The sequence below is a fragment of the Pandoraea soli genome (assembly GCF_902459595.1).
Taxonomy (GTDB): Bacteria; Pseudomonadota; Gammaproteobacteria; order Burkholderiales; family Burkholderiaceae; genus Pandoraea; species Pandoraea cepalis.
In genome coordinates, this window is the sequence record NZ_CABPSG010000007.1 from 99,704 (window position 1) to 119,872 (window position 20,169).

The 20,169-nt window shown below is 62.8% G+C and carries 26 protein-coding genes, 1 tRNA gene and 1 pseudogene; 26 read left to right on the forward strand and 2 right to left on the reverse strand.

Annotated elements, in window-relative coordinates; genetic code table 11:
* Positions 1-6 precede the first annotated feature (6 nt).
* The 18 genes from PSO31014_RS14030 (at position 7) to tatC (ending at position 12,635) form a co-directional block, all read left to right on the forward strand.
* A complete protein-coding gene (locus tag PSO31014_RS14030; protein WP_150552168.1) occupies positions 7-246 on the forward strand; it encodes a BolA family protein in 240 nt (79 codons plus the stop codon).
* Between the two features lie 59 nt (positions 247-305).
* Positions 306-1,583, forward strand: a complete 1,278-nt coding sequence (gene murA / locus PSO31014_RS14035) for a UDP-N-acetylglucosamine 1-carboxyvinyltransferase (RefSeq protein ID WP_246176649.1) — start codon at positions 306-308, stop codon at positions 1,581-1,583.
* Positions 1,580-2,260 carry an ATP phosphoribosyltransferase gene (hisG, locus tag PSO31014_RS14040; protein ID WP_130027398.1) on the forward strand — a complete coding sequence of 227 codons (681 nt, stop codon included), beginning with the start codon at positions 1,580-1,582 and terminating at the stop codon, positions 2,258-2,260. The genes murA and hisG overlap by 4 nt, the downstream gene beginning before the upstream one ends.
* Entirely contained in the window at positions 2,257-3,579 is a 1,323-nt protein-coding gene (hisD, locus tag PSO31014_RS14045; RefSeq protein WP_150552170.1) for a histidinol dehydrogenase, read from the forward strand. Before hisG ends, hisD begins: the two co-directional genes overlap by 4 nt.
* Before the next feature lies 1 nt (position 3,580).
* Positions 3,581-4,144 (forward strand): hypothetical protein, encoded by a 564-nt coding sequence (locus PSO31014_RS14050; protein WP_150552171.1) that lies wholly within the window; start codon positions 3,581-3,583, stop codon positions 4,142-4,144.
* A gap of 49 nt (positions 4,145-4,193) precedes the next feature.
* On the forward strand, positions 4,194-5,258 hold the full coding sequence (gene hisC, locus PSO31014_RS14055; RefSeq protein ID WP_150552172.1) for a histidinol-phosphate transaminase: 1,065 nt from the start codon (positions 4,194-4,196) through the stop codon (positions 5,256-5,258).
* Between the two features lie 27 nt (positions 5,259-5,285).
* Positions 5,286-5,873, forward strand: coding sequence for an imidazoleglycerol-phosphate dehydratase HisB (gene hisB, locus PSO31014_RS14060; protein WP_017234571.1), 588 nt, complete (start codon positions 5,286-5,288; stop codon positions 5,871-5,873).
* 113 nt (positions 5,874-5,986) lie between these two features.
* Positions 5,987-6,613 (forward strand): MarC family protein, encoded by a 627-nt coding sequence (locus PSO31014_RS14065; protein WP_150552173.1) that lies wholly within the window; start codon positions 5,987-5,989, stop codon positions 6,611-6,613.
* Positions 6,610-7,248, forward strand: coding sequence for an imidazole glycerol phosphate synthase subunit HisH (gene hisH, locus PSO31014_RS14070; RefSeq protein WP_150552174.1), 639 nt, complete (start codon positions 6,610-6,612; stop codon positions 7,246-7,248). The genes PSO31014_RS14065 and hisH overlap by 4 nt, the downstream gene beginning before the upstream one ends.
* Before the next feature lie 193 nt (positions 7,249-7,441).
* A complete protein-coding gene (gene hisA / locus PSO31014_RS14075) occupies positions 7,442-8,191 on the forward strand; it encodes a 1-(5-phosphoribosyl)-5-[(5-phosphoribosylamino)methylideneamino]imidazole-4-carboxamide isomerase (RefSeq protein WP_017234574.1) in 750 nt (249 codons plus the stop codon).
* Positions 8,192-8,229: 38 nt separating this feature from the next.
* Positions 8,230-9,003 (forward strand): imidazole glycerol phosphate synthase subunit HisF, encoded by a 774-nt coding sequence (gene hisF / locus PSO31014_RS14080; RefSeq protein WP_017234575.1) that lies wholly within the window; start codon positions 8,230-8,232, stop codon positions 9,001-9,003.
* 17 nt (positions 9,004-9,020) lie between these two features.
* Positions 9,021-9,419, forward strand: a complete 399-nt coding sequence (gene hisI / locus PSO31014_RS14085; protein ID WP_150552175.1) for a phosphoribosyl-AMP cyclohydrolase — start codon at positions 9,021-9,023, stop codon at positions 9,417-9,419.
* Between the two features lie 5 nt (positions 9,420-9,424).
* Positions 9,425-9,781 carry a phosphoribosyl-ATP diphosphatase gene (locus PSO31014_RS14090; RefSeq protein WP_130027390.1) on the forward strand — a complete coding sequence of 119 codons (357 nt, stop codon included), beginning with the start codon at positions 9,425-9,427 and terminating at the stop codon, positions 9,779-9,781.
* Positions 9,782-9,846: 65 nt separating this feature from the next.
* Entirely contained in the window at positions 9,847-10,269 is a 423-nt protein-coding gene (locus tag PSO31014_RS14095; protein ID WP_246176638.1) for a DUF4870 family protein, read from the forward strand.
* Positions 10,270-10,323: 54 nt separating this feature from the next.
* Entirely contained in the window at positions 10,324-10,698 is a 375-nt protein-coding gene (locus tag PSO31014_RS14100) for a histidine triad nucleotide-binding protein (protein ID WP_150552176.1), read from the forward strand.
* A 279-nt stretch (positions 10,699-10,977) separates the two neighbouring features.
* A complete protein-coding gene (tatA, locus tag PSO31014_RS14105) occupies positions 10,978-11,223 on the forward strand; it encodes a Sec-independent protein translocase subunit TatA (protein ID WP_017234580.1) in 246 nt (81 codons plus the stop codon).
* A 12-nt stretch (positions 11,224-11,235) separates the two neighbouring features.
* The gene (gene tatB, locus PSO31014_RS14110) at positions 11,236-11,778 is read left to right on the forward strand and encodes a Sec-independent protein translocase protein TatB (RefSeq protein WP_017234581.1); all 543 of its coding nucleotides are present in this window, start codon (positions 11,236-11,238) and stop codon (positions 11,776-11,778) included.
* Positions 11,779-11,843: 65 nt separating this feature from the next.
* Positions 11,844-12,635, forward strand: a complete 792-nt coding sequence (gene tatC, locus PSO31014_RS14115) for a twin-arginine translocase subunit TatC (RefSeq protein ID WP_150552177.1) — start codon at positions 11,844-11,846, stop codon at positions 12,633-12,635.
* A gap of 240 nt (positions 12,636-12,875) precedes the next feature.
* Here tatC and PSO31014_RS14120 read toward each other — a convergent pair whose 3' ends face one another.
* Entirely contained in the window at positions 12,876-14,111 is a 1,236-nt protein-coding gene (locus tag PSO31014_RS14120) for a Do family serine endopeptidase (RefSeq protein ID WP_130027386.1), read from the reverse strand.
* A gap of 18 nt (positions 14,112-14,129) precedes the next feature.
* Here PSO31014_RS14120 and PSO31014_RS14125 point away from each other — a divergent pair, with 18 nt between their 5' ends.
* The gene (locus tag PSO31014_RS14125; RefSeq protein WP_150552178.1) at positions 14,130-14,879 is read left to right on the forward strand and encodes a Nif3-like dinuclear metal center hexameric protein; all 750 of its coding nucleotides are present in this window, start codon (positions 14,130-14,132) and stop codon (positions 14,877-14,879) included.
* 44 nt (positions 14,880-14,923) lie between these two features.
* On the opposite strand, the gene mscL is transcribed toward PSO31014_RS14125, so the two are convergent.
* A complete protein-coding gene (mscL, locus tag PSO31014_RS14130) occupies positions 14,924-15,370 on the reverse strand; it encodes a large conductance mechanosensitive channel protein MscL (protein WP_150552179.1) in 447 nt (148 codons plus the stop codon).
* 417 nt (positions 15,371-15,787) lie between these two features.
* On the opposite strand from mscL, the gene petA reads away from it, so the two are divergent.
* The 7 genes and pseudogenes from petA (at position 15,788) to PSO31014_RS14160 (ending at position 19,973) form a co-directional block, all read left to right on the forward strand.
* On the forward strand, positions 15,788-16,402 hold the full coding sequence (petA, locus tag PSO31014_RS14135; RefSeq protein ID WP_150552180.1) for a ubiquinol-cytochrome c reductase iron-sulfur subunit: 615 nt from the start codon (positions 15,788-15,790) through the stop codon (positions 16,400-16,402).
* Positions 16,403-16,551: 149 nt separating this feature from the next.
* A pseudogene (locus tag PSO31014_RS14140) lies at positions 16,552-17,646 on the forward strand (cytochrome b); the annotation flags it as partial.
* A complete protein-coding gene (locus tag PSO31014_RS23000) occupies positions 17,586-17,825 on the forward strand; it encodes a Bbp19 family protein (protein ID WP_437343808.1) in 240 nt (79 codons plus the stop codon). The pseudogene PSO31014_RS14140 and the gene PSO31014_RS23000, both read left to right, overlap by 61 nt.
* On the forward strand, positions 17,822-18,541 hold the full coding sequence (locus PSO31014_RS14145; RefSeq protein WP_150552181.1) for a cytochrome c1: 720 nt from the start codon (positions 17,822-17,824) through the stop codon (positions 18,539-18,541). Before PSO31014_RS23000 ends, PSO31014_RS14145 begins: the two co-directional genes overlap by 4 nt.
* A gap of 83 nt (positions 18,542-18,624) precedes the next feature.
* Positions 18,625-19,236: a glutathione S-transferase N-terminal domain-containing protein gene (locus PSO31014_RS14150; protein WP_023593906.1), complete on the forward strand. Its 612-nt coding sequence runs from the start codon at positions 18,625-18,627 to the stop codon at positions 19,234-19,236.
* A 76-nt stretch (positions 19,237-19,312) separates the two neighbouring features.
* Positions 19,313-19,771: a ClpXP protease specificity-enhancing factor gene (locus PSO31014_RS14155; protein ID WP_150552182.1), complete on the forward strand. Its 459-nt coding sequence runs from the start codon at positions 19,313-19,315 to the stop codon at positions 19,769-19,771.
* Positions 19,772-19,897: 126 nt separating this feature from the next.
* Positions 19,898-19,973 (forward strand) — tRNA-Thr (locus tag PSO31014_RS14160).
* Positions 19,974-20,169: the final 196 nt, after the last annotated feature.

The window sequence follows — 20,169 nt, forward strand, 5'->3', positions numbered from 1 at the left end:
TCGGCCATGCTGCCTACCCCCGAACAAATCAAACAGTACATCGAAGCCGGTCTGGCTTGCGAGCACGTGGCCGTCGAAGGCGATGGCCAGCACTTCTACGCGACCATCGTGAGCGAGCAGTTCGACGGCAAGCGTCTCATCGCCCGCCATCAACTCGTGTACGCCGCGCTGGGTGATCGCATGAAGGCTGAAATTCACGCGCTGTCCATGAAGACCCTCACGCCTGCGGAGTATCAGGCGCAATGAGGATTACGCAAGAAAGCGCCGGCGTCGCCGGCAACGGCGAGACCGCCGCCGGCGAGCGCATGGCCGCAGACCACCTGGTGATCGAGGGCGGCGAGCGGCTGGCGGGAGAGATTACCGTCTCGGGCGCCAAGAACGCGGCCCTGCCGATCCTGTGTGCGTGCCTGCTGACGGCCGAGCCGCTGGTGCTCGGCAACGTCCCCGATCTGCACGACGTGCGCACCATGCTGACGCTGCTCGCGCGCATGGGCGTGAAAGTCGAGCGTCACGGCGAATCGGTGACGCTCGATGCATCGCAGATCACCGAGCCGGCGGCCCCCTATGAGCTCGTAAAGACCATGCGCGCGTCGATTCTCGTGCTCGGTCCCCTGCTGGCCCGTTGCGGCGAGGCGCGCGTGTCGCTGCCGGGCGGGTGTGCGATCGGGGCGCGACCTGTCGATCAGCACATCAAGGGCCTGCAGAAGATGGGCGCCGAAATCATGTTGACGCACGGCGACATCGTCGCCAAGGCGGTGCGCCTGCGCGGCGAGACGCTCGTGACCGACATGATCACTGTCACCGGCACCGAAAACCTGCTCATGGCGGCCACGCTGGCCGACGGCGTCACGGTGCTGGCCAACGCCGCACGCGAACCCGAAGTGACGGATCTGGCCGAGCTGCTCGTGAAGATGGGCGCGAAGATCGACGGCATCGGCACCGATCGTCTGGTCGTGACTGGCGTGCCGCGCCTGTCGGGCGCAACGCACGATGTCGTGCCCGACCGGATCGAAGCCGGCACGTTCCTGTGCGCGGCGGTGGCGACGCGTGGCGATATCACGCTGCATCGCGTTGTGCCGGGCACCCTCGACGCGGTGATCGAGAAGTTGCGCGAAACCGGCGCGAACGTGACGGCCGGCGCGGATTGGCTGCGCGTGACGATGGATCGGCGCGCGCGGGCGGTCAGTTTTCGAACGTCGGAATATCCGGCGTTCCCGACCGACATGCAGGCCCAGTTCATGGCGTTGAATTGCGTTGCGGAAGGGGCGTCGCAGGTCGTCGAAACGATCTTCGAGAACCGCTTCATGCATGTGCAGGAGTTGACGCGTCTGGGCGCGAACATCGGCATCGACGGCAACACGGCGCGGATTTCCGGCGTGAATCGACTGTCGGGTGCGCATGTGATGGCGACCGACTTGCGCGCTTCCGCCAGCCTGATCGTCGCGGGCCTGACGGCCGAGGGCCGCACGCTCGTCGACCGTATTCATCACCTCGATCGCGGCTATCATCGCATCGAGGCCAAGTTGTGCGCCGTGGGCGCGCAAATCCGGCGCGTCGAAGCGCGCCAGGGAGACATTGCATGAGTTCCGCCAAGCCCGCCCAGCCGCTCGCTCAACCGCTGACGCTGGCGCTCTCGAAAGGGCGTATCTTTACGGAGACGCTGCCGTTGCTGGCGGCCGCCGGTATCGAAGTCACGGAAGACCCCGAGACCTCCCGCAAGCTGATTCTGCCGACGACGGATCCGAACCTGCAGGTCATCATCGTGCGCGCGACCGACGTGCCGACCTACGTGCAATATGGTGCCGCCGACTTCGGCGTGGCCGGCAAGGACGTGCTCATCGAACACGGCGGCGGCGGTCTGTATCAGCCAATCGATTTGAACATTGCGCGTTGCCGCATGTCTGTTGCTGTACCGAAGGGCTTCGATTACGCAAATGCCGTACGTCAGGGAGCACGCTTGCGCGTGGCGACCAAGTACGTGCAGACGGCGCGCGAGCACTTCGCGGCCAAGGGCGTGCACGTCGACTTGATCAAGCTGTACGGCTCGATGGAACTGGGCCCGCTCGTGGGCCTGGCCGACGCGATTGTCGATCTGGTGAGCACCGGCGGCACGCTGCGGGCCAACAATCTGGTGGAAGTGGAAGAGATCATGGAGATCTCGTCCCGCCTCGTGATCAATCAGGCTGCACTCAAGTTGAAGCGCGAGTCGTTGCAGCCTATTCTGGATGCCTTCGAGCGGGCGTCCCGGCAAACAGCATGAAACTCGATATTCGCAAACTCGATTCCTCCGCCGAAGGCTTCGCGGCGCAGCTTCGCGATGTTCTGGCATTCGAGGCGAGCGAAGACGCCGCCATCGATCGTGCGGCGGCCGACATTCTCGCCGATGTGAAGGCGCGAGGCGATGCGGCCGTCATTGAATACACCAACAAGTTCGACCGCTTGAGCGCAACGGACATGACGGCGCTGGAGCTGCCCGCCGAAGCGCTGGCGGCTGCGCTCGAGAGCCTTGAGCCGAAGCGTCGTGCGGCGCTCGAGGCGGCGGCGGCCCGCGTGCGCGCCTATCACGAGAAGCAGCGCATCGAGTGCGGCAGTCATAGCTGGCAATACACCGAGCCGGACGGCACGATGCTGGGCCAGAAGGTCACGCCGCTCGATCGCGTGGGCATCTATGTGCCGGGCGGCAAGGCGGCTTATCCGTCGTCGGTGCTGATGAACGCCATTCCGGCGCGTGTGGCGGGGGTAAAAGAGATCGTCATGGTGGTGCCCACGCCGGACGGCGTGCAGAACCCGCTGGTGCTCGCCGCCGCGCAAATCGCCGGGGTGGACCGCGTGTTCACCATCGGTGGCGCACAGGCGGTCGCCGCGCTGGCCTATGGCACCGCAACGGTGCCGGCCGTCGACAAGATCGTCGGCCCGGGCAACGCGTTCGTGGCTGCCGCCAAGCGCCGCGTGTTCGGTACGGTCGGGATCGACATGATCGCAGGGCCGTCAGAGATTCTTGTCATTTGCGACGGCACGACCGATCCCGACTGGGTCGCCATGGATCTATTCTCGCAGGCGGAACACGATGAACTCGCGCAATCGATCTTGCTGTGCCCGGACGCCGCCTATCTCGCGCGCGTGCATGCCTCGCTGGAGCGCCAGATCGACGAGATGCCGCGCCGCGAGGTGATTGCCGCTTCGTTGCGAGGCCGTGGTGCGCTGATCAAGGTGCGCGACATGGCCGAAGCGTGCGAGATCGTCAACGTGATCGCGCCGGAGCACCTCGAAATCTCCACCGAAATCCCACAGCAGTGGTGCGACAAGATCCGCCACGCTGGGGCGATCTTCCTCGGCAAGTTCACGAGCGAGAGCCTGGGCGATTACTGCGCCGGTCCCAACCACGTGCTGCCGACGTCGCGCACGGCGCGGTTCTCGTCGCCGTTGGGCGTGTACGACTTCATCAAGCGTTCGAGCCTGATCGAAGTGAGCGAGGGCGGTGCCCGCATGCTTGGCGAGATCGCCGCTGAATTGGCTTACGGCGAAGGCCTGCAGGCGCACGCGCGCAGCGCCGAATACCGCCTGCATCACGAGTCCTGACATGCGCGACGACGCCCTGCGGCCCGCGTATTGTCCAACGACGTCGGCCACCGCTCGGCGTCGGCTCCGCGCCATCGCGCTGTCCCCGTGGTCATTGTCGTGGCCGCTGTCCGCCCGCCTCGCGCGCGCTGTGCGCGAAGTGGCTGTCGTGTGCGCCCTCGCGGCCGCGAGCACTCCCTCGGCCTACGCCGCCGGTCAGTATTGCCAGCACGCCACCTTCGAAGGCACGTCGGTCGAGCGTATGACCGTGTGCGTGAGCCGTCAGGCGTTCGACAACGATATCTACGTGTTGCGGCTCGGCGGCAAGACTGCGCTGCGCGGCACGGACGACGAAGTGGCCCACGGCGTATTCGGTCGCGTTGGCAACCGCCTGGTCGCCATGCGTTGCGAGGCGGACGCCGCTCACGCGCGCGTGAGTCCGGCGGTGGCGCAGGCGCTGTCCTGGCAGACCGGTGTGCGGTTGCAGCGCATTACCGATGCCCTCGGCAGCGTGGAAACCGGCCGGCGCTGCGTCGTCAAGATCGACGGCGCCGACGTCGGACGGCTGACATTCGCCTTCAACTGATCCTCTATCAATGATTCCGCGCGACGTCGCGCGATCCTCCTCTACTGCCATGTCCGTCGACTCAGTGATCCGCTCCGATGTGCTCGCCATGAGTTCCTACGCCGTCCCTGACGCCAGCGGTTTTCTCAAGCTCGACGCGATGGAGAACCCGTACGGCCTGCCGCCGGCGTTGCGCACTGCGCTGGGGCAGCGACTGGCCGACGTGGCGCTCAATCGTTACCCGGCGCCGCGCCCGCAGGCGTTGCTCGAGACGCTCGCCCGCACGATGGGTGTGCCGACCGGGGCCAAGTTGTTGCTGGGCAACGGCTCGGACGAGATCATCAGCATGATCGCAATGGCCACCGCTCGGCCGGATGCCACGGTGATTGCGCCCATGCCGGGCTTCGTCATGTACGAGATGTCGGCGCGCTTGGCGGGCATCGAGTTCGTCGGTGTGCCGCTGCGCGCCGATTTCTCGCTCGACATGCCAGCCATGCTGGGCGCTATTGCGTCGCATCCGGGCGCGGTGGTGTACCTGGCCTATCCGAACAATCCGACGGGTAATCTGTTCGCCGACGACGACATCGAGACGCTGGTGCGTGCCGCCAGCCGCGGCCTCGTGGTGATCGACGAGGCGTACCAGCCGTTTGCCGGGAAGACGTGGATGCCGCGTCTGTCGGAGTTCCCTCAACTGCTGGTCATGCGCACCGTTTCGAAGCTCGGGCTGGCGGGCATCCGGCTGGGCTATGTGGCGGGTAGCCCGCAATGGCTTGAGCAGATCGACAAGGTGCGCCCGCCCTATAACATCAACGTACTCACGCAAGCCTGCGCCGAATTCATGCTCGATCACCTCGGCGTGCTCGACGCGCAGGCGGCCGAATTGCGCGCCGAACGTACGCGGCTGGCTGCAGCCGTGGCGGCGCTGCCCGGGGTGAGCGTGTTCCCGAGCGACGCGAATTTCCTGCTCGTTCGCGTGCCGGATGCCGACAAAACCCACGCGGGTCTGCTCGCACACAAGGTGTTGATCAAAAACGTGGGTAAAATGCATGTATTGCTGGCCAATTGCCTGAGATTGACGGTCGGCACCCCCACGGAGAATGCGGCAATGGTGAAAGCCCTGGCCGCATCACTCTAACAAGCCATACGACGAGAACTCACCACCATGCGCATTGCGGAAGTCGTTCGCGATACCAGCGAAACGCAAATACGCGTCAAGATCGACCTGGACGGCACCGGCCGCAAGGCTCTCGATACCGGCGTGCCGTTCCTGGACCACATGCTCGACCAGATCGCGCGCCACGGCCTTATCGACATGGATGTCGAAGCCCGCGGCGATACCTTCATCGACGATCACCACACGGTGGAAGACGTCGGCATCACGCTGGGCATGGCGGTGGCCAAGGCGATCGGCGACCGTAAGGGTATCGTGCGCTACGGCCACAGCTATGTGCCGCTCGACGAAGCGCTGTCGCGCGTCGTGATCGATTTCTCGGGTCGTCCCGGTCTCGAATTCCATGTGCCGTTCACGCGGGCGCGTGTCGGCAATTTCGACGTCGACCTGACCATCGAGTTTTTCCGTGGCTTCGTCAATCATGCGGGCGTCACGCTGCATATCGACAATCTGCGCGGCATCAACGCCCACCACCAGTGCGAAACGGTGTTCAAGGCGTTCGGTCGCGCGCTGCGCATGGCGGTCGAGATCGATCCGCGCGCAGCGGGTGTCGTGCCGTCCACGAAGGGAAGCCTGTAACGCGAGACGGGTCGGCGCAGCCGGCCCGGTAGCCCGATAGCCCGCCGGCCTGCAAGGCCGGCGCCCCTGCGACGATTCATCGACCGGCCGGCCGCCGGCGCCGCGTGCCCCCTATGACGCTCGACGCCTTCAAGTTCTTCATCTCGCTGCTGGCCCTGATCAATCCGCTCGGGGCGATCCCGCTTTTCATCAGCTTGACGTCCACCCAGACGCGCGATGAGAAGCGCCGTACGATCAATGTCGCGGCGATTGCGGTCGCGCTGGTGGTCGCGGGCTCGGGGCTGTTCGGTGAAGCCATCATCCGCTTCTTCGGTATTTCGATCGCGTCGCTTGAAGTTGGCGGCGGCATCATCATGTTGCTCATGGCAGTGAACATGATCAACGCGCAGACCGGGAACACGCGCTCGACGGCCGAAGAGCGCGACGAAGCGGAGGAGCGGCCGAACATCGCCGTGGTGCCGCTCGCGATCCCGCTGCTCACTGGCCCGGGCACGATCAGTACCGTGATCATCTACTCCGGGCGTGCACACGGCTGGGCGCAGATCCTGATGCTCGTGGCGATCGGCGTGGGCCTGGGCGCGGTGTGCTGGGTGGCGCTGCGCGGCGCCGGGCGCCTTGAAGGCTGGCTCGGGCGCACGGGCATCAATATCGGCACGCGTCTGATGGGGTTGATCCTCTCGGCGCTGGCCGTGGAATTCATTATCGATGGTTTGAAAATACTGCTGCCGGGTTTGAGATGAATAAGATTGCGATTGTCGACTACGGAATGGGCAACCTGCGCTCGGTCTATCAGGCGCTGCGTGCCGCCGCGCCGGAGGCCGATGTGAGCATCAGCAGCGACGCCGCCGAGATTCGCGCCGCCGACCGCGTGGTGCTGCCGGGGCAGGGCGCGATGCGCGACTGCATGGGCTGCCTGAACGAGTCGGGCCTGCGCGATGCGGTCGTCGAGGCCGCCGCCACCAAGCCGATGTTCGGCGTGTGCGTGGGCGAGCAGATGCTGTTCGACATGTCGGACGAGGGCAACACGCCGGCGCTCGGCCTGCTGCCGGGCCGTGTGGTGCGCTTCGACCTCGAGGGCCAGTTGCAGGACGACGGCTCGCGCTTCAAGGTGCCGCAGATGGGCTGGAATCGCGTGCGCGAGACGCAGCCCCACCCAATCTGGGCCGGCGTGCCCGACGACAGCTATTTTTACTTCGTGCACAGCTATTACGTTGTGCCCGCAAGGCCCGAGTTGACCGTCGGCGAGACGGTCTACGGGGTGCCCTTTACGTGTGCGGTGGCCCAAGATAATATCTTTGCCACCCAGTTCCACCCGGAAAAGAGCGCTCAGGCCGGCCTTACCCTTTATCGCAATTTTGCGCAGTGGAAGCCCTGAACGTGACCCGTTTCGCGCGTTCGCGCCCGGATGTCTCTCGGAGCATGCCCTGCGTCACGGCTTATACTGTGTGTCATGTTGATGAATCCGATCCCGACGTGCCGATGCCCGGCAAGGCAGGGGTCGGTTTTATATTGTCCGCGTAATTTGCGAATTCCCTTTACCTCCCTCTAGCGACGTTTCACGATTGCCTATGCTGCTCATTCCGGCCATCGACCTTAAAGACGGTCAGTGTGTTCGCCTCAAACAAGGCGACATGGATCAAGCCACCGTATTCTCGGAGGACCCCGCGGCCATGGCTCGACATTGGGTCGAGCAAGGCGCGCGCCGCCTCCATCTGGTGGACTTGAACGGCGCATTCGTCGGCAAGCCGCGCAACGAAGCGGCCATTCGCGCCATCATTCAGGAAGTCGGGGCCGACATCCCCGTGCAACTGGGCGGCGGCATTCGCGACCTGGCCACCATCGAGCGCTATCTCGACGACGGTTTGTCGTACGTCATCATCGGGACGGCGGCGGTGAAGAATCCCGGTTTCCTCCGGGATGCATGCACCGCATTCGGCGGGCACATCATCGTCGGTCTCGACGCCAAGGACGGTAAGGTCGCCACCGACGGCTGGAGCAAGCTCACCGGCCACGAAGTCGTGGATCTGGCGCGCAAGTTCGAGGACTACGGCGTCGAATCGATCATCTACACCGATATCGGCCGCGACGGCATGCTCCAGGGCATCAATATCGACGCGACCGTGCGCCTCGCGCAGGCCGTGACGGTGCCGGTGATTGCCAGCGGCGGCCTGTCCAACCTGGGCGATATCGATGCGCTGTGCCAGGTTGAGCGGGAAGGCGTCGAAGGCGTCATCTGCGGCCGCGCAATCTACTCGGGCGACTTGAATTTCTCGGCGGCGCAAACGCGTGCGGACGAGCTTTCCGGAGGAGCGGCGTAAGCGAGATCACGGCTTCGGCCGCCTCGCCTGCCAACATCATGGCTCTCGCTAAACGCATCATCCCGTGTCTGGACGTGACGGCCGGCCGCGTGGTCAAGGGTGTCAATTTCGTTGAACTTCGCGACGCGGGCGACCCCGTCGAGATTGCCCGGCGCTATGACGAGCAGGGCGCCGACGAATTGACGTTCCTCGACATCACGGCGACCTCCGACGGGCGCGACCTCATTCTGCCGATCATCGAGGCGGTGGCCGCGCAAGTCTTCATTCCGCTGACCGTGGGCGGTGGCGTGCGCGAAGTGGCCGACGTGCGCCGCCTGCTCAACGCCGGTGCCGACAAGGTCAGCATGAACTCGTCGGCCGTGGCCAATCCGCAACTGGTGGCCGACGCGGCTGCCAAGTACGGCGCGCAGTGCATCGTCGTGGCGATCGATGCCAAGCGTGTCTCCGCCGACGGCGAAACGCCGCGCTGGGAAGTCTTCACGCACGGTGGCCGCAAGGCCACGGGCCTCGACGCCGTGGCCTGGGCCAAGCGGATCGAGGCCCTGGGCGCGGGCGAAATCCTGCTCACCAGCATGGACCGCGACGGCACCAAGAGCGGCTTCGACCTCGCGCTCACGCGCGCTGTGTCCGATGCCGTGAGCATCCCCGTGATCGCCTCGGGCGGCGTGGGATCGCTGGCCGATCTGGCCAATGGCGTGACCGAAGGCCATGCGGATGCCGTGCTCGCCGCGAGTATCTTCCACTACGGCGAGCACACGGTCGGTGAAGCAAAGCGCTTCATGGCCGACAAGGGCATTTCGGTGCGGCTCTGAACGGAATTCGACGGATCATGACGCAAGATTGGCTGGACAAGGTAGCTTGGGACGCGCAGGGCCTCGTGCCCGTGATCGCGCAGGAACTCGGCAGCAACGATGTGCTGATGTTCGCCTGGATGAATCGCGAGGCGCTCACGCGCACCGTCGAGACCGGCGAGGCCGTCTATTATTCGCGCTCGCGCAAGCGGCTGTGGCACAAGGGCGAGGAGTCGGGCCACGTGCAGAAGGTGCATGAGATTCGTCTCGATTGCGACGAAGACGTGGTGCTGATCAAGGTCGAGCAGATCGATGGCATTGCCTGCCACACCGGTCGCCATTCCTGTTTCTTCCAGAAGTTCGAGGGCAGCGCCGAGGATGGCCATTGGGCATCCGTCGAGCCCGTGCTCAAGGACCCGCACAAGATCTACAAGTGAGCGCCATGAACGATACGCTGGAGCGTGTGGCCGAGGTCATCGCCTCGCGCAAGGGAGCCGACCCCGACAAGTCGTACGTTGCCCGTCTGTTCCACAAGGGTGACGACGCCATCTGCAAGAAGATCGGCGAAGAAGCCACCGAAGTGGTGCTCGCGGCGAAGGATATTCGCATTGGCGGGGCCGACAACCTGCGCCAGAAGCTCGTCAACGAGACGGCCGACCTGTGGTTTCACTGCATGGTGCTGCTCGCGCATCACGACCTGAGTCCGAACGAGGTGCTCGCCGAACTGGCGCGCCGCGAAGGGTTGTCGGGGCTCGTCGAAAAGGCGCAGCGCGGCATCCGTGGCGAACACGCGGACTGATCTCCTTTGGCCTCGATGGCCATGATCGTCGATATGCCGCGCTGGCTCACGCGAGGAGACGCCTCATGAACGATCCGCAGCCCCCGGGCGCGACCGGATCGCCCGGCAGCCCGGGCAATCCTTACCTCACCACGCCCCCGAATGCGCCGAGCGATGAGCAGGAGCGTGCGTTGCGCAAGCTCACACACGTGCTTTATGCGCTCTATGCGTTGTTCTGGCTCACGGGCGGCGTGACCGCCATCGTGGCGATCATCATCAACTACATCAAGCGCGATGACGCCGCCGGCACGCTCTACGCCTCGCATTTCACGTGGCAGATCCGCACGTTCTGGTGGTCGGTGGTCTGGGGGGTACTCGGCGTGGCGCTTGCCATCGTGATGGTCGGCTTCGCGATTCTCTGGGTGCTGGGCATTTGGGCGCTGTATCGGATCGTCAAGGGCTGGCTCTACCTGAACGACAACAAGCCCATGTACGCCGCGCGCGCCTGATCGATTTCGAGCGGCACTTAGCTCCCTACGAGCATTCGAGAGGAAGACACACGCATGACGCACGACAACTGTATCTTCTGCAAGATTATTGCCGGGCAGATCCCGAGCGCGCAGGTTCATGCCGACGACGACGTCGTGGTGTTCAAAGACATCAATCCGGCGGCCGACCTGCACCTGCTCATGGTGCCGCGCAAGCACATCGCCACATTGCAGGACTGCGAGCCGGAAGATCAAGCGCTGCTGGGCAAGATGATGCTGCTCGCGCCGAAGCTGGCCGCCGAGCAAGGCTATCGTTTCGATGGCGATGCGTCGAACATCGACGGCAACGGGTTCCGCGTTGTGATGAACACCGGGCCGGGCGGCGGCCAAGAGGTTTATCATCTTCACATGCACATACTGGCCGGGCCGCGGCCGTGGAAGCGCATGTGAATGCCATCGGCGGCATGACACGACACTTTGCCGCGTAGTGTTGCCGGTTCGTGCAAGTGTGCCGCATCGACGACGGTTTCACGAAACATTTATTTCTACCCGGCGTCCGACCCGGTTACGATGCAGGAGGTGCCGCGCGATGTGCCACAATGGGGCACATTGCTGCGGGCACAGCGGCAAACATGGAGCGCTTGTTCGTGGCTGTCACGCCAGGGCAATCGTGCACGACAAGATCCCGTCGCGACGCGACAGGGGTGGGGAAACGCAAGGAGAGTGGTCATGGGTTCGTTGAGTATTTGGCACTGGCTGATCGTGCTGGTGATCGTGATGATGGTTTTCGGTACTAAGAAGCTGCGCAACATCGGCACCGATCTGGGAGGGGCCGTCAAGGGGTTCAAGGACGGCATGAAGGAGGGCGAAGGTGCCCCGGCCGCCAAGGATGACCCGGCGACTGCCAAGGAACTGCGCGACTCGACCACGATCGACGTGCAGGCCAAGGACACGAGCGATCGCAAGCAAGGCTAAGCCGGCGTCGACATGATCGATCTCGGTCTTTCCAAACTGATGTTGATCGGCGTTGTTGCGCTGGTCGTGATCGGGCCCGAGCGCTTGCCTAAAGTGGCGCGCACGGCGGGCGCGCTCTTTGGCCGCGCACAGCGCTATATCAACGATGTGAAGGCTGAGGTGAGCCGCGAGATGGAGCTCGACGAGTTGCGCAATATGCGCACGCAGTTCGAGGACGCGGCCCGCAGCGCCCAGAACACCATTCAGAAGCAACTGCACGAGCAGGAGGCGTCGCTCAACGACGCTTGGGCGAGTGCCACGGGCACGTCGTCCGGCGAGATCGCCGGCGGCGGTACGGATGCGGCGACCGGGTATTCCGACAGCTACCTCTCCGAACCCGTCGTGACGTCCGGTATCCGCGCGTCGACCAAGCGCCGCAACTGGCGCGTACGCCGGACTGCTACGCCGATCTGGTTCAAGCAGGCCAGCGCCACGCGCACGCAGGTGCAGTCGGGGGCGGCGCGTGTGGCGCGTCATACACCGGCCAAGCTGCGCCGGCCCGTCAAGTTCTTCTGAGGCGCTTGCGCACCGAACTTCCCGCCATCTGGCACTGTGCCGGCTTCATTCCTGGATAAGTCGACGTGAGCGACGACAAGCAAATCCCCGACGGGGGCTCCGAAGAGACCTTCATCTCGCATCTGATCGAGCTGCGCAATCGCATCATTCGCGCGGGCGCGGCGGTGATCGTGGCATTCCTCTCGCTGGTCTACTGGGCACCGGACATCTTCCGCCTGCTCTCTCGCCCACTGATGCAAGCGCTGCCCGCAGGCGGCAAGATGATCGTCACGGATATTACCGGCTCGTTCTTCGTGCCGATGAAGGTCACGATGATGGTGGCGTTCGTCATCGCGCTACCCGTGGTGCTTTACCAGGCCTGGGCGTTCGTGGCACCAGGGTTGTATCAGCACGAGAAGAAGCTGGTGATGCCGTTGGTCGTGAGCAGCTATACGCTGTTCCTGCTTGGCATGTCGTTCGCCTATTTCCTGGTGTTCCCGACCGTGTTCCACTTCATGGCGCATTACAACGCGCCATTGGGTGCGGAGATGAACACCGATATCGACAACTACCTGAGTTTTGTTCTCACGATGTTCCTATGCTTCGGAGTGACCTTCGAAGTGCCTGTGGTCGTCGTGGTGCTCGCGCGCATGGGCGTGGTGAGCATCGAGAAGCTCAAGCAGATTCGGCCGTACGTGGTGGTGGGTGCCTTTGTGCTGGCCGCCGTCGTGACGCCACCCGACATGCTCTCGCAACTGATGTTGGCGATCCCGCTCTGTATCCTTTACGAGTTGGGCCTGATCGCGGCGCGGCTGTTCGTCAAACAGGGCCAGCGGCAAGACGAAGGCAGCGAGGGGAACGGCGAGGCGACGCCGTAACCTTGGCATGACTTGCCGCGGCACCATCGGCTCGCGACATCGATAATGCAGATACAGGAAAGCACGGGTCTCATGGCCCGTGCTTTTTTGTGGGCGATTGCGGCAGGCGAGGGCCGAAGATGCACGAGGGCAGGCGTGACAATGGGCGAGGCTCGTCGCGGCGATGCAAATGAAAACGGCCGCGCCCAAGCGCAGCCGTTGTGTCCTTCCGGGCCGTCCGACGCGGTCCGGCACCCTCCCTCAGTCGGCGCTGTTCCCGTCCGTGCCATCGCCGCCGTCGGTGCCGTCCCCACCGTCCTGCGCCGGCCGCTTGGGCGGCGGCGGGCGCTTGCCGATCGTCACGGTAAGATCCATCGCTTTCTTCTTGCGCGTGACGTTCAGCTTCGCCTGCGTGCCCGGCTTGATCTGGGCGATAACGTTGAGCAGTTCGGTGGTGTCGCGAATCGATGCGTCGTTCACCTTTGTCAGGATGTCGCCCGGCTGGACGCCGGCCTTGTCGGCGGGGCCACCCTGCACGACGCCGGCGATGATGACGCCCGAATCCTGCTGCAGGCCAAACGACTCGGCGATATCCGAGGTGATGTCCTGCGGCTCGACCCCGACCCAGCCGCGCGTGACCGAACCGGTGGTGATGATGCTCTCGAGCACCGAGCGCGCCGTCGACACGGGAATCGCGAAGCCGATGCCCATGTTGCCGCCGCTACGCGAGTAGATCGCCGTGTTGATGCCGAGCAGGTTGCCGTTGACGTCGACCAGCGCGCCGCCCGAATTGCCGGGGTTGATGGCGGCGTCCGTCTGGATGAAGTTCTCGAACGTGCTGATATCGAGGTGATTGCGCCCCAGCGCGCTGATGATTCCCATCGTAACCGTCTGGCCGACGCCGAACGGGTTGCCGATGGCGAGGACCACGTCACCCACGCGCACCTGTTCCATGCGGCCCAGCGTGATGGCGGGGAGGTTGTCGAGCGTGATCTTGAGCACCGCGAGGTCGGTTTCGGGGTCGCTGCCGACCAGCTTGGCGCGCGCCTTGCGGCCGTCGGCAAGGGCGACTTCGATCTCGTCGGCCCCGTCCACCACGTGATGATTCGTGAGAATATAGCCTTCGCTGCTCACAATCACGCCCGAGCCGAGGCTCGAGACCGGGTCTTGCCGCATTGTGCCGCCGCCGTCGCCAAAGAAATACCGGAACAACGGGTCATCGAGGCGCGGATCGCGATTCTGCTTTTGTTCCTTGCTGGAAAAAATGCTGACGACCGCAGGCATCGCCTTTTGCGCGCCATCGGCGTACGAGCCGGTCGACGGCTTTTCGGACAGACTCGGCGCGACTTCCTGCAGGGCGATGATGGGATTGGCCAGTTGCTTGCCGAACGAACCCTGGCGTTGCAGCCACTGAGGCTTGAGGGTGGCGACGATGAAGAGCAACGCAAGCAGCACGGTGACCGCTTGCGCGAACAGTAGCCAGAAGCGTCTGAGCATGAAAGAGCGAGACCTTATATGAATCGTGTTGAACTCGAATTGTATCTGAACGATACCCTGCAAATCGCGCAATTTCGCGATTACTGCCCGAATGGCCTACAGGTCGAAGGGCGCGGCGAGATTCAGAAAATCGCCAGCGGCGTGACCGCCAGCCTGGCTTTTCTCGAAGCCGCCCGCGATTGGGGCGCCGATGCCATCCTCGTTCACCATGGTTACTTCTGGAAGAGCGAAGATGCCCGAATTACCGGGATGAAGCGACGTCGTTTGGGGGTGTTGATCGGTCACGACATCAATCTGTTCGCCTACCACCTGCCCCTCGACGCCCATCCCGAGCTGGGCAACAACGCGCAACTCGGCAAGTTGCTGGGTTTCACCGACGACGGCGGCCGTTTTGGCCCGGATCAGCTTGGATGGCTTGGCGCACCCGCCGCGCCGACGACATTGGCGGCGCTTGCGGCGCACGTTGAAGCAAGGCTGGGGCGCGCGCCGCTGTTGTTGGGGGACCCGAATCGCGAGGTGCGCCGTGTGGCGTGGTGCACCGGCGGAGCGCAGGGCTTCTTCGAGGCTGCCATCGGGGCGGGTGCGGATGTGTACATCAGCGGCGAAGTCTCCGAGCCTACCCAGCATCTCGCGCTCGAGAGCGGCGTGGGTTATCTGGCGGCGGGCCATCATGCGACCGAGCGTGGCGGCGCGAAGGCCATTGGCGAGCATGTCGCAGCCCGGTTCGGGCTCACGCATCGATTCTTCGATATGCCGAACCCGGCTTGACCTGAGGCGCCTTCGGGGGCGGCACGAGGCCGCCCTGCACAGCTTTACCCGTTCTGCTTCTTGAGGCTGTCGCGGATTTCGCGCAGCAGAACGATGTCTTCCGGCGTGGGTGCGGGGGCTGCCGGGGCTTCCGCCTCCGGACGCTTGAGCCGGTTGATCTGCTTGACCATCATGAAAATGATCACGGCCAGGATCAGGAAGTTCAGGGCGACGGTGATGAAGTTGCCGTAACCGAAGACGGCCACGCCGGCTTTGGTCAGATCGGCGTAGGACGCCGGGTTGCCCTTGAAGTCGGGCGGGATGGTGCCCAGCAGAATGAACTTGCTCGAGAAATCTAGGCCACCGAAGATTGCACCGACGATCGGCATGATCAGGTCTTTGACGACCGAATCGACGATCTTGCCGAAGGCCCCGCCGATGATCACGCCGACGGCCAGATCGATCACATTGCCCTTGACGGCAAATTCCTTGAATTCCGACATGAAGCTCATGCCATTTCTCCCTGTTATGTTGCGTGACCCGGAGGAGCATCGCGCTACACCGGCACTCATGAACTGGCATTGATTGACCGGTAATTCCATGCGGGCCGCACATCTGCGGCGGGGGTCGCGTCACATAATGTCACGCGAATGCCACAGGCCGCGCACGATGTCACCGGGACGAGACAGGGAAAATGATGACTAAATGTCGTGCACGCGTCAACGAAAGCGGCGATCATGACGGTTCTCGTGCAGCATCCCAGAAGCGAAACCCCGGGTGAGCGCTAGCCACCCGCAGGGTACGTTAATCCTTTGAAAATACGCGAAAACCACTAGGAGGCTGGGGCGTTTTGCCGTTGTTTCAGGCATTCACGCTCGCGTATGATTTAAGGTTGACGGAAATACCAATTCAACCGTGTGGGGCTTGTGATGAGTGACAATCAAGAAAAGGCCGTCGACAGTAGCCGTCGGAATCTGTTGATTGCAACGTCCGTAGCGGGAGGCGTGGGCGGCGTTGCAACGTTGGTTCCCTTTGTCAGTTCGCTCGAACCCTCGGAGCGCGCCAAGGCAGGCGGGGCGCCCGTCGAGGCAGACATCAGCAATCTCAAGCCGGGCGAGAAGATGACCGTGTCCTGGCGCGGCTTGCCCGTGTGGATCGTGCGTCGCACGCCTGACGAGATGGCTTCGCTGTCCAAAGTGACGGCGGAACTGGCCGATCCGGACTCCAAGGAAACGTTTTCCTACCCGATGCCCGACTATTGCAAGAACGCGTTCCGCGCGCGTGTCGAGCACAAAGACCTGCTCGTGGTCGTCGGCATTTGTACTCACCTCGGTTGCATTCCTTCCGGCCCTTACCAGGCGAACGCCAACGCCGCGCTGGGCCCCGATCCGGGCTTCCTGTGCCCGTGCCACGGGTCGACCTACGATATGTCTGGCCGTGTGTTCAAGAACAAGCCGGCGCCAAAGAATCTCGACGTTCCCCGGTTCATGTTCGTGAACGATACCAAGCTCATGATCGGTAAAGACGAAAAAGGAGAAGCGTAATCATGGCCGCCGACAAACAGGTCGACACGACGGGCTTGCTGGGCTGGATCGATCGCCGGTTTCCGCTCAGCCAGCTCTGGAGGGAGCACGCGTCCGAGTATTACGCGCCCAAGAATTTCAACTTCTGGTATTTCTTCGGATCGCTGGCCATGCTGGTGCTGGTGATTCAGATCCTCACAGGTATTTTCCTGGTGATGAACTACAAGCCCGACGCCAATCTCGCGTTCGCGTCGGTCGAGTACATCATGCGCGAAGTGCCGTGGGGCTGGCTCATTCGCTATATGCACTCGACGGGCGCATCGATGTTCTTCGTCGTGGTGTATCTGCACATGTTCCGTGGGCTGTTGTACGGTTCCTACCGCAAGCCGCGTGAGCTGGTGTGGGTGTTCGGGTGCTTGATCTTTCTGTGCCTGATGGCTGAAGCGTTCATGGGCTATCTGCTGCCGTGGGGGCAGATGTCGTACTGGGGCGCGCAGGTGATCGTGAATCTGTTCTCGGCGATTCCGTTCATCGGTCCGGACCTGTCGCTGTGGATTCGCGGCGACTACGTGGTGTCGGATGCCACGCTCAACCGCTTCTTTGCGTTCCACGTGATCGCCGTTCCGCTGGTGCTCATCGGGTTGATCGTCGCGCACATCATCGCGCTGCATGAAGTCGGGTCCAACAACCCTGACGGCATCGAGATCAAGGACAAAAAGGACGCCAACGGCCGGCCGCTCGATGGCATTCCGTTCCATCCGTACTACACGGTGCACGACATCATGGGGGTGGGCGTGTTCCTGATGGTGTTCTCGGCGATTGTGTTCTTTGCGCCGACGATGGGCGGTTACTTCCTGGAAGCGAACAACTTCATTCCGTCCGACTCGCTCAAAACGCCGCCGCACATTGCGCCGGTGTGGTATTTCACGCCGTTCTACTCGATGCTGCGAGCCACGACCGACGACTTCAAGCATTTGCTGATGGGGCTGGCGGTGATCGTCACGGCGATCTGGTGGGTCAAGGGCAAAGCGGCCGCGACCACGAAGGTGGCGGCGTCTGGCGGTGTCGTGTTGCTGCTGCTGGCGATGTATCTGACCGAGGCCAAGTTCTGGGGCGTGGTGGTGATGGGCGGCGCGGTGGTCACGCTGTTCTTCCTGCCTTGGCTGGACCATAGCCCGGTGAAGTCGATTCGTTACCGTCCGGGATTCCACAAAGTGTTGTTGGGTATTCTCGTCGTCGTTTTTGCGGTGCTGGGGTATCTGGGCATTCAGGAACCGACGCCCATGAAGACCGCGATTTCGCAGGTCGGCGCGCTGTATTACTTCGGATTCTTCTGGCTGATGCCGCTCTGGAGCAAACGCGGCACGTTCAAGCCGGTGCCGGATCGCGTGACCTTCGCGGCGCATTGAGCGCACGCCAACGACGACTAGGAATATCACGATGAGAAAACTGTTGCTTGTCCTGGCGCTCCTGAGTGGTTTCGCGACGCCGGTCTTGGCTGAAGAAAGCATGGCGCTGGATACGGCGCCCAATCGGATCGACGACCTGGCCTCGCTGCAGCGGGGCGCGAAGCTGTTCGTGAACTACTGTCTGAATTGCCATTCGGCGGCGTCGATGCGGTATTCGCGCCTGAAGGATCTGGGATTGTCGGACGCAGAGATCAAGAACAATCTGCTTTTCGCGACGGACAAGATTGGCGACACGATGACTGTGGCCATGCGTGCGGCGGACGCCAAGGAGTGGTTTGGTGCAACGCCGCCGGATCTGTCGGTCGAGGCCCGGGCGCGGGGGACGGACTGGCTTTATACCTACTTGCGTACGTTCTATCGAGACGATGCGCGGCCGACGGGGTGGAACAACCTTGTGTTCCCGAATGTGGGCATGCCGAACCCGTTTTGGCAGATGCAGGGACAGCGGGGATTGAAGCATGGGGAGGGGGCGGAGCATGGTCCGGCCCAGTTCGTGCAGATCACGCAGGGGACGATGAAACCGGTGGAATTCGATGCTGCAGTGGCTGATCTGGTATCTTATCTGGATTGGATGTCGGAACCGGCGCAACGCACACGCCGGCAGTTGGGTGTCTGGGTTTTGTTGTTCTTGGGACTCTTTACGGTCCTTGCCTGGCGCCTGAATGCGGCCTATTGGAAGGACGTGAAGTAAAATAACGTCTGTACGACGGGGCCAGGGTTTGGGGAGCGTCGATTTCCCGCCCCGGCCCCGTTGGTTTTTAAGGAAGACGCGCTATGATGGTTTTGTACTCGGGCACTACGTGCCCCTTCTCCCAGCGTTGCCGGCTGGTTCTGTTCGAAAAAGGCATGGATTTCGAAATCCGTGACGTCGACCTGTTCAACAAGCCGGAAGACATTGCGGTGATGAATCCGTACGGTCAGGTGCCGATTCTTGTTGAACGCGACTTGATTCTGTACGAATCGAACATCATCAATGAGTACATTGACGAACGATTCCCGCATCCGCAGTTGATGCCGGCCGATCCGGTGCAGCGTGCGCGTGCGCGTTTGTTCCTGTTCAATTTCGAGAAAGAGCTGTTCGTGCATGTGAGCGCGCTCGAGAACGAGAAGGGCAAGGCGGCGGAGAAGACGCATGAGAAGGCGCGTGCGTCGATTCGCGATCGTTTGACGCAGCTTGCGCCGATCTTCGTGAAGAACAAGTACATGTTGGGCGAGGAGTTCTCGATGCTCGACGTGGCGATTGCGCCGTTGTTGTGGCGTCTGGATCACTATGGCATCGAGTTGTCGAAGAATGCCGCGCCGTTGATGAAGTATGCCGAGCGGATTTTCAGCCGTCCGGCCTACATTGAAGCGCTGACGCCGTCCGAAAAGGTCATGCGTCGCTGATGCGTTGATTGAACCGCTGGCGAGGCTGGCCTGCCGAGTGCGGTGGGCGGGTTTCGCGGCGGGATAAGTTGGTCATATGCCTGAAACGTCTACCAAGCCTTACCTTTTGCGCGCGCTTTACGAGTGGTGTACTGACAACGGGTACACACCGTATTTGGCCGTGCATGTCGATGCCAGGACGCGAGTACCGCGCGAGTTTGTGAAAGATGGCGAGATCGTGCTGAACATCAGCTTCGATGCCACGAGCGGATTGCAGATGGGTAACGACTGGATTGAATTCAGCGCCCGTTTCGGCGGCATTTCACAGAAAGTGGAAGTGCAGGTGCCGAACGTGCTGGCGATATATGCTCGCGAGAATGGCCAGGGGATGGCGTTCCCGGTCGACAAGCAGGCGTCTGCGGAAGAGGGCGCCGAGTTGGAAGCGGTGCCGTCGGTGCAGGCCTCGAGCGACGACGATTCGGATCCGACGCGCCCGGGCGGCAATGGCGCGGCGGGTGGCAACGCTGGACGGGCTCGCCTGAAGGTGGTGAAGTAGTTCGCGAGGGCGGGAGAGCGGGGCGGGCGCTTTGCGCGCATTACCTCAATCGCTCGCGTCCACGAACAATTTTGCCCTGACAGGGAGTCGTCAGTGACCGATGAATCGGTTACAATACACGACTTCGCCGGCTTAGCTCATCTGGTAGAGCAGTTGATTTGTAATCATCAGGTGGCGGGTTCGAGTCCTGCAGCCGGCACCAAATAAAACAAGGGGTTACGAGAGAAATCTTGTAACCCCTTGTTCATTTTTGATCTCCATGTAACCGCGGTGTAACCGATTTCGATACCTGCGGATCAACATGTTTCCATCTTGGGCATAGTGTCAAAGGCTCGCAAGTGCGCCTACGCGCCGGCGTTGCTCCTTGATCGGTGAAGGAATGTAGTCCCCGCGATCGT

Excerpts from the sequence above, each read along its gene's own strand:
- hisA (WP_017234574.1), top strand. The coding sequence starts at position 7,442 with ATGCTGCTCATTCCGGCCATCGACCTTAAAGACGGTCAGTGTGTTCGC.
- hisC (WP_150552172.1), top strand. The coding sequence starts at position 4,194 with ATGTCCGTCGACTCAGTGATCCGCTCCGATGTGCTCGCCATGAGTTCC.
- PSO31014_RS14120 (WP_130027386.1), bottom strand. The coding sequence starts at position 14,111 with ATGCTCAGACGCTTCTGGCTACTGTTCGCGCAAGCGGTCACCGTGCTG.
- PSO31014_RS14065 (WP_150552173.1), top strand. The coding sequence starts at position 5,987 with ATGACGCTCGACGCCTTCAAGTTCTTCATCTCGCTGCTGGCCCTGATC.
- PSO31014_RS14030 (WP_150552168.1), top strand. The coding sequence starts at position 7 with ATGCTGCCTACCCCCGAACAAATCAAACAGTACATCGAAGCCGGTCTG.
- hisD (WP_150552170.1), top strand. The coding sequence starts at position 2,257 with ATGAAACTCGATATTCGCAAACTCGATTCCTCCGCCGAAGGCTTCGCG.
- PSO31014_RS14145 (WP_150552181.1), top strand. The coding sequence starts at position 17,822 with ATGAGAAAACTGTTGCTTGTCCTGGCGCTCCTGAGTGGTTTCGCGACG.
- hisB (WP_017234571.1), top strand. The coding sequence starts at position 5,286 with ATGCGCATTGCGGAAGTCGTTCGCGATACCAGCGAAACGCAAATACGC.
- hisH (WP_150552174.1), top strand. The coding sequence starts at position 6,610 with ATGAATAAGATTGCGATTGTCGACTACGGAATGGGCAACCTGCGCTCG.
- PSO31014_RS14125 (WP_150552178.1), top strand. The coding sequence starts at position 14,130 with ATGAATCGTGTTGAACTCGAATTGTATCTGAACGATACCCTGCAAATC.
- PSO31014_RS14050 (WP_150552171.1), top strand. The coding sequence starts at position 3,581 with ATGCGCGACGACGCCCTGCGGCCCGCGTATTGTCCAACGACGTCGGCC.
- PSO31014_RS14090 (WP_130027390.1), top strand. The coding sequence starts at position 9,425 with ATGAACGATACGCTGGAGCGTGTGGCCGAGGTCATCGCCTCGCGCAAG.
- mscL (WP_150552179.1), bottom strand. The coding sequence starts at position 15,370 with ATGAGCTTCATGTCGGAATTCAAGGAATTTGCCGTCAAGGGCAATGTG.
- murA (WP_246176649.1), top strand. The coding sequence starts at position 306 with ATGGCCGCAGACCACCTGGTGATCGAGGGCGGCGAGCGGCTGGCGGGA.
- petA (WP_150552180.1), top strand. The coding sequence starts at position 15,788 with ATGAGTGACAATCAAGAAAAGGCCGTCGACAGTAGCCGTCGGAATCTG.
- PSO31014_RS14150 (WP_023593906.1), top strand. The coding sequence starts at position 18,625 with ATGATGGTTTTGTACTCGGGCACTACGTGCCCCTTCTCCCAGCGTTGC.
- tatB (WP_017234581.1), top strand. The coding sequence starts at position 11,236 with ATGATCGATCTCGGTCTTTCCAAACTGATGTTGATCGGCGTTGTTGCG.
- tatA (WP_017234580.1), top strand. The coding sequence starts at position 10,978 with ATGGGTTCGTTGAGTATTTGGCACTGGCTGATCGTGCTGGTGATCGTG.
- PSO31014_RS14095 (WP_246176638.1), top strand. The coding sequence starts at position 9,847 with ATGAACGATCCGCAGCCCCCGGGCGCGACCGGATCGCCCGGCAGCCCG.
- PSO31014_RS14155 (WP_150552182.1), top strand. The coding sequence starts at position 19,313 with ATGCCTGAAACGTCTACCAAGCCTTACCTTTTGCGCGCGCTTTACGAG.
- hisF (WP_017234575.1), top strand. The coding sequence starts at position 8,230 with ATGGCTCTCGCTAAACGCATCATCCCGTGTCTGGACGTGACGGCCGGC.
- PSO31014_RS14100 (WP_150552176.1), top strand. The coding sequence starts at position 10,324 with ATGACGCACGACAACTGTATCTTCTGCAAGATTATTGCCGGGCAGATC.
- hisG (WP_130027398.1), top strand. The coding sequence starts at position 1,580 with ATGAGTTCCGCCAAGCCCGCCCAGCCGCTCGCTCAACCGCTGACGCTG.
- hisI (WP_150552175.1), top strand. The coding sequence starts at position 9,021 with ATGACGCAAGATTGGCTGGACAAGGTAGCTTGGGACGCGCAGGGCCTC.